Here is a 14,268-nt window from a genome sequence, read left to right as displayed (position 1 = left end):
TTCTTGACGACCATAGAGCATTGGAACCACCTGATCCCATCCCGAACTCAGCAGTGAAACGATGCATCGCCGATGGTAGTGTGGGGTTTCCCCATGTGAGAGTAGGTCATCGTCAAGATTAAATTCCGAAACCCCTATCTGCGTATGCAGGTAGGGGTTTTGTTTTTGTCTGGAACAAAAGCAACTATTTGCAGCACAAATAGGCACAGTTATTTTCAGTTCAGCACACTAGAATAGGTCCAACTATTTCGGAGCCAGAGCCTTTATGCCAGATTCGGTTGACGCCCCCGGGCTGTCAGAATTACCGCTGGAAGACTTGGTAGCCTGTCATGAGTGCGACCTGCTGATGCGCAAGCCGCAGCTCGCCCATGGCGAGAAAGCGCTGTGTCCTCGTTGTGGCTACGAACTCTACGCGCACCGGCATAACGTCGTGCAACGCAGTCTCGCCCTGGTGATCGCCGCTCTCCTGTTGTTTATTCCGGCGAACTTTTTACCCATCATGGAGCTCAATCTACTCGGGCAATCGTCGCAAGACACTGTCTGGAGCGGTGTTGTGGGGTTGTTCGACACCGGCATGCAAGGCGTGTCGGTCGTCGTGTTCCTGTGCAGCATGGCCATCCCGCTGCTCAAGTTGCTGTGCCAGCTGGCGGTATTGCTGAGCATCCGCTTTGACGTCGGCCGCAGTTACGGTTTGTTGCTATATCGCATTTATCACCATTTGCGCGACTGGGGCATGCTTGAGGTCTATCTCATGGGCGTCCTGGTTGCGATCGTGAAGCTGGCAGATATGGCAGCGATTACCGTCGGACTCGGTTTGGCATGTTTCATCAGTTTGTTGTTGGTTCAGGTCTGGCTGGAAGTGGTGATGTCGCCCCACCAGATCTGGCAGGCTCTATCAGGAGAGGATGCCCATGCGGGCGATTGATGCAGGCATTCTGATTTGCACCGAATGCCATGAGTTGAACAGGCAGGACGCTGACACCGACGAGCAGGTCTGTACGCGATGTGGTGCGTTGGTCCATGAGCGCCGTCCGAACAGCCTGGTGCGAACCTGGGCGTTACTGATTACGGCTGCGATTTTGTATATCCCGGCCAATGTATTGCCCATCATGACGGTTACCTCCCTGGGGCAGGGCGATCCCAGCACCATCATGTCCGGGGTGATCCAGCTGGTTCAGCACGGCATGATCCCCATCGCAGCCGTGGTGTTCATTGCCAGCATCGTCGTGCCGACCTTCAAACTGGTAGGCATTGCATTGCTGTTGTTCTCGGTACAACGCCACCAGCCGCTGTCGGCCCGCCAGCGCATTCTGATGTACCGCTTTATTGAATTCATTGGCCGCTGGTCGATGCTCGATATCTTTGTGATCGCCATTCTCGTGGCGGTCGTGAATTTCGGACGGCTTGCCAGCGTCGAAGCCAATCTTGGTGCCATTGCGTTCGCCAGTGTGGTGATTCTGACGATGCTTGCTGCAGTTACTTTCGATCCCCGACTGATTTGGGATAACACGGAGTCGGACGACGACCATGACTGATTTGCCAACAGCTAAAACCCGACCGGCCTCGAACTGGTCGGCTATCTGGGTGTTACCCCTGATCGCCCTGATCATTGGCGGCTGGCTCGGCTGGCGAGCCTATAACGAGACCGGCATCGAGGTTCAGGTGCGGTTCGAAAGTGGTGAAGGCATTCAGGCCAACAAGACCGAAGTCGTCTACAAAGGCATGTCGGTGGGCAAGGTCAAGACCCTTAAACTCGACGACGAAGGCGCCTCCAAAGGGGTGATCGCCACCGTCGAGATGAACAAGGATGTCGAGCAATACCTGCGCACCAGCACGCGCTTCTGGCTGGTCAAGCCAAGCGTCACCCTGGCTGGCATTACCGGCCTGGAGACGCTGGTTTCGGGTAACTATGTCGCGATCAGCCCGGGCGAAGGCGAGCCCACTCGCAAGTTCAAGGCGCTCGCCGAAGAGCCACCATTATCCGACGCCAAGCCCGGCCTGCACCTGACCATCAAGGCCGACCGACTGGGTTCGCTCAACCGTGGCAGCCCGGTGTTCTACAAGCAGATCAAGGTCGGCCAGGTGAAAAGCTACCTGCTGTCTGAAGATCAAAGCACTGTTGAGCTCAAGGTCTTCATTGAGCCTACTTACGCCAATCTGGTGCGTAAACATACGCGTTTCTGGAACGCCAGCGGCATCAGCATCGACGCCAATCTTTCCGGCGTGAAGGTGCGCAGCGAATCCCTGGCCAGCATCGTTGCCGGCGGTATTGCCTTTGCGACCCCGGAAAACCGCAAGGACAGCCCGGCAACCGATCCGAGCCTGCCGTTCCGGCTCTATGAAGATTTCGACGCTGCCGCAGCCGGTATACGTATCAAGGTCAAGCTCAGTGATTTCGAAGGTTTGCAGGCCGGTCGTACGCCGGTCATGTACAAAGGGATACAGGTCGGCAACCTGAAGGCGCTCAAGGTCGATCCTGACCTGACGGCGGCCACTGCCGAGCTGACCCTTGACCCGCTGGCCGAGGATTATCTGGTCGATGGCACTCAGTTCTGGGTGGTCAAACCCTCGATTTCCCTCGCTGGCATCACCGGTCTGGAAGCACTGGTGAAGGGTAACTACATCGCCATACGTCCCGGCGACAAGGGGGCAGCGCCGCAGCGTGAATTTGTCGCAAGACCCAAGGCTCCGCCTCTGGACCTGCGCTCACCCGGGCTGCACCTGGTCCTGTTTACCGAGAACCTCGGCTCGCTGGAAGTGGGCAGCCCGATTCTCTACAAGCAGGTGAAGGTCGGTTCGGTCCAGAGCTATCAATTCTCCAAGACTCGTAAACAGCTGGTGATTGGCGTTCACATCGAGAAAGAATATGAAGGCCTGGTCAATGCCTCCAGCCGATTCTGGAATGCGAGTGGCGTTACCCTCACGGGTGGGCTGACGGGTGGCATCCAGGTCAAGAGCGAGTCACTGCAAAGCCTGATGGCCGGTGGTATTGCTTTTGAGACCCCGGAAGCCAAGGCGCCGCTGCAAAAGCGTATCCCTCGGTTCCGCCTGTTCCCCAGCCACGACGAGGCCAACCAGAAAGGCACCCTGGTCACCATCAAGGTCGACCGCGCCGACGGTTTGCGCACCGGCACTCCTGTGCGGTTCAAGGGGCTGGATGTCGGCAAGATCGAGGACGTTGATCTCACCGATGACCTGCAGTCCGTGGTGCTCACCGCGCGAATTACCGAAGTGCCGGAGCGTATTGCCCGGGTCGGCAGTCAATTCTGGGTGGTCAAGCCGGAGCTGGGTCTGATCAAGACCGCAAACCTTGAAACCCTCGTGACCGGTCAATACATTGAGGTGCAGCCCGCGCCGAAGAGCCTGGGCCCGCAGAAGAGTTTCGTGGCCTTGTCCAGCCCGCCGGAAATAGCCAAGGTGGAGCCTGGCTTGAGCCTGGTGTTGAGCGCGGCTCGTCGAGGCTCGTTGAAGATCGGCGTGCCGGTCACCTACCGGGAAGTGACGGTAGGCAAGGTGACGGGGTACGAGTTGGGGCAGACAGCGGATCGCGTGCTGATCCACATCCTGATTGAACCCAAGTACGCGCCGTTGGTGCGCAGCGGTACGCGGTTCTGGAACTCCAGCGGTTTCGGATTCGACTATGGACTGTTCAAGGGCGCGACGATGCGCACCGAGTCTCTGGAAACCCTGATTCAGGGTGGCATCGCGTTCGCCACCCCGGATGGCGAGCGCATGGGTAACCCTGCGCGAGCGGAACAGACATTCCCGTTATTCGATAAGTTCGAAGATGAATGGCTGACCTGGGCGCCGAAGATCGCGATCGGTAAGTAATTATCGGCGGCGGTGCTCGTGATGAGCCCCTCGCATTCGCCCACCAGCTCGGACAAAAAAGGCCGCGGTCCATTGGATCGCGGCCTTTTGTCTGGATCAGGCAGGATCAGACGGCATCCAGCTCCGGTTCATCGGCTGCCACATTGACCACAGGCTTCACGTCATCGTGACGGCGAATGTACTTCCAGTCCGCCTCGTCGATGTAAATCCCGTTCGGTCCGCTGCCGCCTTCCAGGTCAATGGCGACACTGGCGCAAACCTGCGGTTTGACACTCGCCAGAATCGGCACGAAGCCCAGTTGCAGGCTGGTTTCCAGCAGGGCTGCCTGGTTCTTCTCGTCGATGTCCGCCGCTTCGTCGAGGTAGTAGGGCAAGCGCACCCGGCCGGCCTGGTCGCGGTCCATCAAGTGCAACAACAGGTACATGTTGGTCAGCGCCTTGATGGTCATGGTGGTGCCGTTGGACGCAGCACCATCGATGTCGGTGTGGATGACGGGCTGGCCGTTGACCTTGGTGATCTCGAATGCCAGTTCAAACAGGTCCTTGAGGCCCAACTGGTTGTGGTTGGCAGCAACCAGGCGTGCCAGATACTCCTTGGCCTCCTCGTTCCTGTTGTCCTGGTCGGCGCTCTGGCTGAGGTCGAATACCGAGAGGGTTTCACCTTCTTCGTACTGGCCGGCACTGTGGATGATCTGGTCAATGTGTTTCAACGCTTCCTTGTTCGGCGCGAGCACGATGCGGAAGCTCTGCAGGTTGGACACCTGGCGTTTGTTGATCTCGCGGTTGAACAGGGCCAGTTGATGCTCGAGGCTGTCGTAGTCGCTGCGGATGTTGCGCAGGGTCCGCGCGATGTCAGTGACCGCGGCGCGGCGGGCCTTGCCCAGGGTCAGCGCTTCGTCGGTGCGATGTGCGTAGGCATTGATCAGCAGTTGCAGGCGCCGCTCCATGTCGTCTTCGCTGTCGAACTTGGCAACACCCTTGAGACGCACCTGGGCGTAGAGCGCATCGATCTGACCATCGCTGCGCAACAGTCCTTGCCAGCTGTCCTGGTAGTCATTGAGCAGTGGCAGCAGGTTGTCCATGGAATCGTCGATCGGGTCCATGAACGGCGTACCGAACGGCAGGTCTGCCGGCAGCAGTTGGCGGCGGCGCAAGGCGTCGTCGAGCGTGCGCTGCTTGGCTTCCATGTCGCCGATCTGCCGCCCTACCAGTTGCAGCTTGGCCGACAGTTGCTGGACTCGCTCGGTGAATGCATCGCTGGAGCGTTTTAATTCGTCCTGCGCGGCTTCCATCTGGGCCAGCTGTTCCAGCTTGTCGCCTTCTTCGGCGCTCAGGGTTTGCGAGCGACGGAAATCTTCCAGCGCCTTTTGCGCGTCCAGCACTTGCTGATACAACGCTTCGGTCTGGGTCTTGCTCGCCGCGCGGTCGGCGGCCACGGCCGCCTGGGTTTTAAGCTGCTTGAGTTCTTTTTCCAGGCGCTCTTTCTGGTCGCGCAATGCGGCGCGGTCAGCCAGGGCTTGCAGGGCCGGCGGCTCGATGTGCGACATATCGATGGACAAGCCAGGTACTTCGAATCGCTCGCCCTTGAAGCTATCCAGAATCAGCTCCATGGACTTGACCCACTGTCCGTCCTCATCCAGCGCGATACCGTGTTCACCCAGTGGCAGGCTGAACAGGGCACTGTTGAACAGGCGCATCAGGCGCTCGACGTCCTGTTGCGAGAACTCTTCGCGCAGACGGGCGTAACTGTTGTTGTCGGCATGATCGAGCTGCTGCTTGACCGACTTCAGGCGTTTTTCCAGGTCGCGCAGACGCTCTTCGAGGTCTTCGGCGCTGAATTGGCGGGACTGGGCCAGCGCACCGGCCAGTTCGTCGTGCGCATCCTTGGCCGCCAGCAGTTGCTGTTCCAGGACCTTGACGTCATCGACCAGGGCGAAGCGATTCTTCAATACCGACAATTCCCCCAGCCAGCGCTGGATGCCGGAAATTTCCCGTTCCAGGCGCATCAACTCCTGAGTGCCGCCGCGCTGATCGTTTTGCAATGCGTCCTGTTCGTTGCGGTAGTGCTCGGCCTGGATGGTCAGCTCTTCCTTTCGCGCACTGGCATAGTCCGACCAGGTGCCCAGTAACGAGTCGAGCAGCGGCGAGATGCGGTGCAGTTTGCCGCGCAGGATATTGCGCTGGGTCACACCGGCCGCCAGGGCTTCGACCAGCGGGCCGGCCGTGACCAGCGAGTTGTAATCCTGCTCCATGCGGCGTACGTCGCGAAACGCTTCTTCACACGCCGCGATGTAGTCCACGCTGCCGGAACGCAGACTGTGTTCGAACGCATCGAGGAACAACTGCTTGAGCTTGGCCGCGGTGATTTCGCGCATGTGCAACAGGTTGATGAACAGCGCACGGAACGTCTTCAGGCTTTGTTCGCTGGTGGAGCGCAGTGGAATCAGGGTCAGGTCCAGCGGAATCGATGTGTGACCGCCCACCAGCAAGCGACGCAGTTCATCCGGCTTGAGTTCGTAGGCTTTCAGGCCCTCGCGCTCAAGGTTGGTGAACAGCTCTTTCTGACGCAGGCAGGTGTCATTCTTCTGGTAGTGCGCCAGGTCCAGTTTGCCGGCATAGGCAAAGAACTGGTGACCAAAACCACCACCCGGGCCGCGACCCACCACGCCGATCACGTGCGGGCCATGGGGCAGGGATACTTCAACGAGGATGTAACTGGTGTCCGAGGCGAAATAGAAGCGCCGGGATTGTTCCAGGCTGTACTTGCCGAAACTCATGTCCGACATGCGCGCCAGAATCGGGAACTGCAGGGCGTTAATCGAGGCGGATTTGCCCAGGTTGTTCGCGCCGTAAACCGACAGCGGCTCTTCCAGCGGGAACAGGCCGAGGCTGTAGCCGGCGGTGTTCAAAAGGGCGAAGCGGCGAATGCCGTAGCGTTCCTTGCTCATGCGTCGGTCTCCTGTTCTTCGGCAATGGCGCGCGCCATGGCGTCTTCTTCGCTTTCTTCTTCGAAGTCAGTCAGATCCAGTGGATCGTCGGTTTGCAGCAGCTTCTCATCGCTGTCGTCATCGATCAGCACTGGAGCCGGCAGCGGCAACACGCTGTGCAGGCTGGCCGCCAGGTCGCGGTCCTGCTGCACTGACAGGCAGACATCGAGGAAGCGGTGCATCGGCGGCAGGAAGCGATAGACGCCGTTTTCTTCGCCAGCGAAACCGAGTTGGGTCATGCGGCGCATGATTTTTTCTTCGAGCTCTTCGACAGTTTGCACTTCGGCCTGGATAAACAGGTCGCGGTACTTTTCCAGTAGCGAAGGCAATTCGTCGCGACCCAGGCTGCCTCCGTCAAGCACGGCGATCGGGTCCCGACCCTGATCCGCCAGATGCTCGACCAGAATGAAAGTAAACAGCGCCAGGCGCTGGGCGGTCTTGTTCACCGCAGCGGCGGCGAGGTCCGGCACGAAGTAATAGAAGCCGCGGGTATCGCAGACCAACTCGAACCCCAATGCCTTGAACAGCGTGCGGTACTGGTCCTGGAAGTTCGACAGTTGCGCGTACAGCTCCGGATCACGGCGGCTGACGTGGTAGCCCTTGAACAGCTCGCGGAAGATCGGTGCCAGCTGGGACAGTTCGGATAGATCAAGATGCATGTGGGATGCTCGCGGAATCCTCGGCGGCGCTGTCGCGGGCCGAGAGCAGGGCGAAGGAGCGCAGGCTGACCTGGTGCTCATGAGTGTGGTAGTCGCGGCGTTCTAGACGCTCGCGCTGGAAACGTTTTTCCCGCGACAGGCGCGAGAACCAGTACAGCAACTCGTCGGTGGCGCCGTCTGGCTCCTGTTCCAGCAGCCAGGCCATCAGGTCCGGCATCGGCAGGGCGTCTTCGCAGCGTTCAAGCATTTCGCGAACGGTACGTGGCGCACGCGGGGCTTCGCCTTTCTGGGTTTTGTGAGCCTTGGGAAAACGCGCCGGTTGCGGCTCGAAACGGGCCAGTGCGTACACGTACGCTTCGACCTGGCTGGCGCTGCCAAGGAAGGTGCTTTGCGGGCGGGTGAACATTGGCATGGCCGCTTGGGGGACCGCGTCCAGGCCTTTGCGCCGGATAGCCGACAAGGCCAGCGCCGCGCCACGGGTCACGGCATTGTGCCGACGGGCCTCTTCACGCAACGGCAGGAGCAGTTCGCGGGCGTGGCGCAGGGTCAACTGGGCGCTGGTCTGCATTTCGAGGATGCGCGCATGGGTGCGCAGCAGCATGTCGTCGTCGACCAGGTGGCCCAGCCGTTGCTGTTCGGTGAGCATCCTCAGCAGGACATTCTCGACCTTGCGTACGCCTTGCTCGAAAGCACCGTCGGCATTGACGAGCTGGATCATCGGCTCGACGTATTCATCCCAGGTCGCCAGCACTTCGGCGTAACGCTGGCGCAGGGGAATCTGCCGGTCGCTGGTCTTGGCGCGCTCGGCGACGGCCACAAGAGCCTGTTCGTCGTTGGCAAGTTTCTTCAAGACGTCCCGTACGCGCATGTCCAGCAGGCGCAATTGACGTGCCAGGTCGTGGCCGTCGCGGATGTCGAACGCATCCTGGATATAACCGGCCAGGCGTTCGAGGTGGCGCAAGTAGGCTTCGATTTCCAGACACAGACCCAGGCGGTGCTCACGGCGCAGGTAGGCGAGGAAGTCGTGAATCTGCGCATTGAGCTCGAAACGGTTCGGGCTTTTTGCCACAGGCACCAGGATGTCGAGGCGAATCCACACATCCAGCAGGCTTGTGATGTCCTGCGGCGTGCTGTCCAGTTGCTGGGCGCCCAATTGCGTGCGCAGTTCGTTGAGGCTCAAGGTGCCCTGGTCGAAGTGCTCGCACAGTGGCTCCAGAAGTGCCCAGTGTTCAGCGAGGGCGCGCAAGACGCGCTTGGGTTCGATCATCGGAATGGCCGGCTGGTTGGCGATAAAAGCAGCGATTGTACTGCATCGCGCCCATTGCGATTAACTCTCGGGACGGACAGTCGGCTTTCTGTCGATCAAGCGCGGGCGATCTTGCGAGAAGGGCGGTAGAATCCACGCACTTTAGTTATCCACAAGTGGCCGACCTTTGCTTATCGAGTCCCGTCGCCGCGCTTATTTGACCGCCATGCAGGTGGTCAACTGGCTGCCGCGCACCGAATTGCCCTTCGCCGCGCCGTCGCGGCCCGAGCTGCTGGAGACACCGCAACCCGTGGTCGTCGCTCCGATAGCAACGGCCACTGTGGCTGAGGCGCCCGTGCAGCCGCAGGCCAAGCCCGCCGAGCGGGTGAAGATCGAGGTGCCTCGGCCTTCGCTGGCCAGCACCCGCACGGATGCAAAAGTCGAAGAAGTGGCCGCGCCAGTCGTGGCCAAGCCACCAGTAGTGCCGCCGCCGCGTTTCGCCCTGCAGTTGCTGCGCGCCGGTCGCTGCCTGCTGCTGGTCGAGTTACCCACAGGTGAAACCTTTCAAACCCGCGACCCTGCCTATCTGCTGCTCAAGGACATGCTGCGCGCCGCCGGCCTGCCGGACAGCCCACAGATAGTCGGCGACCCCGTACGCTGGCCGCTGCTGGCCCGGGGCACCATGGATCAAGGCCCGGAAGCCGCTCGTGATTTCGTGCAGGGTTTCCTCTCGGCCCGGCTGGAAGATGCGCCGTGCGTCTGCGTATGGCTGATCGGTCTGCCGGCGGTACGTTTCGCTGGCGAGGAAAACGCCGAATCGTTCAACCGTGAACTCCAGGTCGAAGGCCTGGGCTCGGTCTGGGCCCTGCCGGGCCTGGAATTATTAATGGAAGAGCCACAGCGTAAGGCTGATGTCTGGCAAGCCATGCGTCGGCTGATGGCGCGCTGGAAAGAATCAAATGAGTGACGCTGTATCGTTTCGCCCCATGATCGAGGCGGACCTGGACGCTGTACTGAAGATCGAATACGCGGCTTACAGCCATCCGTGGACCCGCGGGATTTTTCTTGATGGGCTCGGCAAGTACCAGATCTGGCTGATGTTCGAAGGTCAGCAACAGGTCGGCCACGGTGTGGTACAGATCATTCTTGATGAAGCGCACCTGTTGAACATCACCGTCAAACCGGAGAACCAGGGCCGTGGCCTGGGCCTGACGTTACTCGAGCACCTGATGTCGATTGCCTATAAGGCCGAGGCGCGGGAGTGCTTCCTGGAAGTGCGGGACAGCAATCGTTCGGCGTTTCGCTTGTATGAGCGGTACGGGTTCAACGAGATCGGGCGGCGCCGGGATTATTACCCGGCGGTGGGCGGCCGGGAAGATGCGGTGGTCATGGCCTGCACGCTGGTGGATTGAACCCGTTGGCGGATTGAACACAGATACCCCCGTAGGAGCTGCCGAAGGCTGCGATCTTTTTTATCCTGGTGTTTATACAATCAAAAGATCGCAGGCTTCGGCAGCTCCTACCGGGGAGAATTCCGTCAATCGGGTAGGTCAGCGATTCCCGTCCAGCGGATCACGCTGCGCCAGTTCCGCTTCATCCAGGCCATTGCCTCCGCCGATGTCATCTTCATCGACAATGCTCAAGTCCCAGTCTGCCTGACCTGCTTCGCCTGCTTCCCGGGCATCCCTTGCGCCGTCTTCGAGGATGAGCGTTTCCGGGCTCATATCATCATCCGTGGGTTCGTGGTCTTCGGTGGAGGCGCCCGTCATGCCCGCCTCCCGCACCCGCTCAGGCGGCATCAGTTGCTCGCGCTCGTTGTCCGGCAGTTCGTCGCCAATCCGGGCGCCGGGTTCGTCTTCGTCAAAGTCCAGTTCATGCATTGAACCCATGCGGTCTTCGTTGTCATCGATGGGCTCGGGTTGCGCCGCATCGAAAGGACGTCGTGAATCAGTCATGGTATTTTCCTCATACTGTGGGCCTTACTAGGATGGACCCACAGGGCTGGCGAGAATTCCACCTGCCTTAGTTGCATTGATCGCGTGACCCCGACGGGTGGTTGTCTGTCATAGAAGCGCACCATTCTTGAGGCTCTACAGCATGAACGAATTACAAGATCTGATTGATAACAACGAACGCTGGGCTGAAGCGATCAAACAGGAAGATCCGGACTTCTTCTCCAAGCTGGCTCGCCAACAGACCCCCGAATACCTGTGGATCGGTTGCTCCGATGCGCGGGTGCCGGCGAACGAAATCGTTGGCATGCTTCCCGGCGACCTGTTCGTCCACCGCAACGTGGCGAACGTGGTGCTGCATACCGACTTGAACTGCCTGTCGGTGATTCAGTACGCGGTGGACGTGCTCAAGGTCAAGCACATCCTGGTGACCGGCCACTATGGTTGCGGCGGCGTACGAGCGTCGATGCAGGACCGCCAACTGGGCCTGATCGATGGCTGGCTGCGCTCGATTCGCGACCTCTATTACGAAAAACGCGAAGAGCTGGCGCAGTTGCCAACTGAAGAGGAGCAGGTGGACCGCCTCTGCGAGCTGAACGTGATCCAGCAAGTGGCCAACGTCGGCCACACCAGCATTGTGCAAAATGCCTGGCATCGTGGACAGAAACTGTCGATTCACGGTTGCATCTACGGCATCAAGGACGGTCGCTGGAAAAGCCTGAACGCAACCATCAGCGGCTTCGAGCAGTTGCCGCCACAGTACCGTCTGCGTCCGCTGTAGCGCTTTTCGTGTCTACAGTCCCTGGCCCGGTCCAACCGTGGTCGCCGAAGTTTTCAGCTGGATGAGCTGGGACCTGATCGGTGCCGATGCACATTTGGCGACGGCCTGGGCCGGGGGCAGGTTGCGAATCGAGGTATAGAACAGTTCGCAGGTTTTTTCCGTGCGAGTGACTTGCCAGGTCTGGGTACAGCTCTTCAATTGCGTCGCCGGATCCCTGCCGGGGGCGCTGCCCATGCCGGCCTGCCAACACGCAGCGCTCAAATCCTGGCCCATCACCTTAAGGCCTGCCGCGTCAGCCTGGGCCTGGGCATCCTTGCCGGAATAGGCGGCTGGATTGGCCGCGTACCAGATGTAGCTCGGGTGATTGGCGCCCAACACGGGTACTTTGACCCCGGCATTTGGGCTGATCGTCGCCAGCCCCAACACGCTGACGGTGGGGCCGTATTGCGCCTTGACCCAGCTGCGCACCGGCGCGCCAAACGCGATCATGGGTAATGCCGCGCCGCTGGCAGTGCGGCTGAGCTCCCTGACCATGGTGGTCTGATAGTCGGTGAAATAATTGTAAACGCCCTCCAGGTCCTTGCCCGCAGTCGCGGGTGCGGCAATCGGGGCAATGTCGATGATGGTCTGGTAAGCGGGTGTTTGCGCGGCTGGGATGCCATTGGCGGTTAGCAGCGTGGCCCAACGATCGGTGGTGGCCGAGCGCAGGTAATCCTGGGCCTGGGTCAGCGAATAGTCCGGCGGAAAGTGCAACAGCTCGATACTTTTGCGATTGTTCAGCGCCATGCCCAAAGGCAGGAACAGTGACCAGTTGTACGCCCACTTGCCGTCAGCGTTCAGTCTGTTTGCGCCGGACCAGGCCAGGTCTCCGGCGTCGAGCAGGGCTTGCAGTGGTTGGTGATAACCGGCAGGCACCCCGGTGATTTGCGCGTAAAGCTGATCGTTATCGGTTTTGACCCGCACCTTTGCCGTGGCGTAGCCATCGCGCTGCACGCTTTGGCCCAGGTAGTGCTCGACGGTTTGCTCCAGCGTCCAGTTGCGAAAGCACACGACGCCGCAGTTGTTGGGGTAGGCGAACAGACGCGTGACGCGTTCAGTGCTGCCCAGTTTCAGATCGACATCGGCATGGGCGGCGGCACTCAGGGTGAGGGCCGCGAGGGCAAGTGCTGTGCGTTTGAACATGCTCAGATCCTTTTAAGCCTGTGATTGCGCAATTGTCGAAGTTTACTGCAGCCATCGCGCTTGCGGTGTCAGCTGCGGCCTGTATTGGTGTCAGGAGATGGCGAACCGCGAGGTAGGAACAATCCACCGAACAAATCTGGATGCACCTGCTCGAACAGGTGCATCCAGCGACATTTATGGCATCACGGGCGGCGTGTAGGTCAGCGTCGTGCCCAGCGCCCACAGTAGAAACAGCACCAGTGGCGTGTGCACCAGCAACTGCACGAACGAAAATCCGATCAGGTCCCGGGCCTTCAATCCCAGTACGCCCAGCAGCGGCAGCATGTAGAAGGGGTTGATGAGGTTAGGCAACGCTTCGGCGGCGTTGTAGATCTGCACCGCCCAGCCCAGGTGGTAGTTGAGGTCGGTGGCCACCTGCATCACATAGGGTGCTTCGATGATCCATTTGCCGCCGCCGGACGGAATGAAGAAGCCGAGGATTGCCGAATACACACCCATCAACAGCGCGTAGGTGTCGTGGGAGGCGATGCTGACGAAGAAGGTCGAGATGTGGTGCGCCAGGGTTTGCGCATCGGTGCCCTTGACGGTGGTCATCAGTGCGGCGATCGAGCCATACAACGGAAACTGGATCAGTACCCCGGTGGTGGTGGGCACGGCTCGGGCGACTGCATCGAGGAAGCTGCGCGGACGCCAGTGCAGCAGGGCGCCGAGCATGATGAACAGGAAGTTGTAGGTGTTCAGCCCGGAGATCGCGCTGATCGCCGGCTTGGTCGAGAATTCATGGAACAACCAGCCGGCCGCCAGCAGGACCAGCAGGATGGTCAGCAGCGGGCTGTGTTCCAGCCACTCGCCAGGGCGGGTGCGCGGTTGCAGTGGCGGCAGATTGAAACTCGGGTCGATGCCGCAGGCTTTTGCGTCTCGGGCCGTATTGGGGCCTGGTGCGGTGGCGTAGGCAATGATCAGTGAAATAATGATCAGCGCCAGCAGCAGTACGCCCGACTGCCAGAGAAAAATGGTTTCGGTGAAGGGAATGACCCCGGTAATCGACAGGATCGAAGGCGGCAGGCTGGCCGGGTTGGCCTGCAATTGCGCCGCCGATGACGACAGACCCAAGGCCCAGACCGCACCCAACCCCAGGTAAGCAGCGGCGCCGGCAGCACGATAATCCATCTTCAGATCGGTACGGCGGGCGAGGGCACGCACCAGCAAGCCACCAAATACCAGGGACAGTCCCCAGTTCAGCAACGACGCGACCATGGAAATCAGCGCGACCCAGGCGACGGCGGAGCGGCCGTTTTTCGGGATGCGCGCCAATCGGTCGATCAGTTTCACAGCCGGTGGCGAGCTGGCGACGACATAACCGCCGATCACCACAAACGCCATCTGCATGGTGAACGGAATCAGGCTCCAGAAACCATCGCCGAAGGCCATGGCGGCATCGGTGGGCTTGGCGCCCATTGCCATGGTGGCAAGGGCCACGATGATTACGGCCAGTGCTGCAAACACCCAGGAGTCGGGGAACCAGCGTTCGGCAAAGCTTGAGCAGCGCAGGGCAAAGCGGGCATAGCGGCTATCGTCGATATCAGCGGCCACGGGAGAACCTCGGATTTTATGTTTATTGTGGTCTTCAG

Annotated in this window: 12 protein-coding genes and 1 rRNA gene; 7 read left to right on the top strand and 6 right to left on the bottom strand. The window is 60.1% G+C overall.

Annotated features, from left to right (window positions below):
- Positions 1 to 2 precede the first annotated feature (2 nt).
- The 4 genes from rrf (at position 3) to EQV97_RS19545 (ending at position 3,831) form a co-directional block, all read left to right on the top strand.
- Positions 3 to 118: ribosomal RNA gene (gene rrf, locus EQV97_RS19560) — 5S ribosomal RNA — on the top strand.
- 147 nt (positions 119 to 265) lie between these two features.
- Positions 266 to 925 carry a paraquat-inducible protein A gene (locus tag EQV97_RS19555; protein WP_045059200.1) on the top strand — a complete coding sequence of 220 codons (660 nt, stop codon included), beginning with the start codon at positions 266 to 268 and terminating at the stop codon, positions 923 to 925.
- Positions 912 to 1,535, top strand: a complete 624-nt coding sequence (locus EQV97_RS19550) for a paraquat-inducible protein A (protein WP_122838723.1) — start codon at positions 912 to 914, stop codon at positions 1,533 to 1,535. Before EQV97_RS19555 ends, EQV97_RS19550 begins: the two co-directional genes overlap by 14 nt.
- Positions 1,528 to 3,831 carry an MlaD family protein gene (locus EQV97_RS19545; protein WP_240889564.1) on the top strand — a complete coding sequence of 768 codons (2,304 nt, stop codon included), beginning with the start codon at positions 1,528 to 1,530 and terminating at the stop codon, positions 3,829 to 3,831. The genes EQV97_RS19550 and EQV97_RS19545 overlap by 8 nt, the downstream gene beginning before the upstream one ends.
- A 106-nt stretch (positions 3,832 to 3,937) precedes the next feature.
- On the opposite strand, the gene mksF is transcribed toward EQV97_RS19545, so the two are convergent.
- Genes mksF through mksB form a run of 3 tightly spaced genes read right to left on the bottom strand, consistent with a single transcriptional unit; the run spans position 3,938 to position 8,743 of the window.
- Positions 3,938 to 6,778 (bottom strand): Mks condensin complex protein MksF, encoded by a 2,841-nt coding sequence (gene mksF, locus EQV97_RS19540; protein ID WP_240889563.1) that lies wholly within the window; start codon positions 6,776 to 6,778, stop codon positions 3,938 to 3,940.
- On the bottom strand, positions 6,775 to 7,476 hold the full coding sequence (gene mksE / locus EQV97_RS19535; protein WP_122838725.1) for an Mks condensin complex protein MksE: 702 nt from the start codon (positions 7,474 to 7,476) through the stop codon (positions 6,775 to 6,777). Before mksE ends, mksF begins: the two co-directional genes overlap by 4 nt.
- A complete protein-coding gene (mksB, locus tag EQV97_RS19530; protein ID WP_240889560.1) occupies positions 7,466 to 8,743 on the bottom strand; it encodes an Mks condensin complex protein MksB in 1,278 nt (425 codons plus the stop codon). The genes mksE and mksB overlap by 11 nt, the downstream gene beginning before the upstream one ends.
- Positions 8,744 to 8,948: 205 nt before the next feature.
- Here mksB and EQV97_RS19525 point away from each other — a divergent pair, with 205 nt between their 5' ends.
- Together EQV97_RS19525 and rimI are read left to right on the top strand one after the other, a co-directional pair.
- Complete coding sequence (locus tag EQV97_RS19525; RefSeq protein ID WP_225569570.1) at positions 8,949 to 9,689, top strand: energy transducer TonB; 741 nt, start codon at positions 8,949 to 8,951, stop codon at positions 9,687 to 9,689.
- Positions 9,682 to 10,134, top strand: coding sequence for a ribosomal protein S18-alanine N-acetyltransferase (rimI, locus tag EQV97_RS19520; RefSeq protein ID WP_007942632.1), 453 nt, complete (start codon positions 9,682 to 9,684; stop codon positions 10,132 to 10,134). The genes EQV97_RS19525 and rimI overlap by 8 nt, the downstream gene beginning before the upstream one ends.
- A 138-nt stretch (positions 10,135 to 10,272) precedes the next feature.
- Here the strand turns inward: rimI and EQV97_RS19515 are convergent, their stop codons facing one another.
- The gene (locus EQV97_RS19515) at positions 10,273 to 10,677 is read right to left on the bottom strand and encodes a serine kinase/phosphatase (protein ID WP_122838728.1); all 405 of its coding nucleotides are present in this window, start codon (positions 10,675 to 10,677) and stop codon (positions 10,273 to 10,275) included.
- A gap of 142 nt (positions 10,678 to 10,819) precedes the next feature.
- On the opposite strand from EQV97_RS19515, the gene can reads away from it, so the two are divergent.
- Positions 10,820 to 11,455: a carbonate dehydratase gene (can, locus tag EQV97_RS19510; RefSeq protein WP_122838729.1), complete on the top strand. Its 636-nt coding sequence runs from the start codon at positions 10,820 to 10,822 to the stop codon at positions 11,453 to 11,455.
- 12 nt (positions 11,456 to 11,467) lie between these two features.
- On the opposite strand, the gene EQV97_RS19505 is transcribed toward can, so the two are convergent.
- Positions 11,468 to 12,637: a hypothetical protein gene (locus EQV97_RS19505; RefSeq protein WP_240889558.1), complete on the bottom strand. Its 1,170-nt coding sequence runs from the start codon at positions 12,635 to 12,637 to the stop codon at positions 11,468 to 11,470.
- A gap of 174 nt (positions 12,638 to 12,811) precedes the next feature.
- Positions 12,812 to 14,230: a TIGR00366 family protein gene (locus EQV97_RS19500; protein WP_045059210.1), complete on the bottom strand. Its 1,419-nt coding sequence runs from the start codon at positions 14,228 to 14,230 to the stop codon at positions 12,812 to 12,814.
- Between the last annotated feature and the right edge of the window lie 38 nt (positions 14,231 to 14,268).

Source organism: Pseudomonas sp. TMW22090, from assembly GCF_022496665.1.
GTDB classification, from domain to species: Bacteria; Pseudomonadota; Gammaproteobacteria; order Pseudomonadales; family Pseudomonadaceae; genus Aquipseudomonas; species Aquipseudomonas gregormendelii.
The sequence above is the reverse complement of the archived record's forward strand: the minus strand, read 5'-3'. Positions and strand labels throughout refer to the sequence as shown.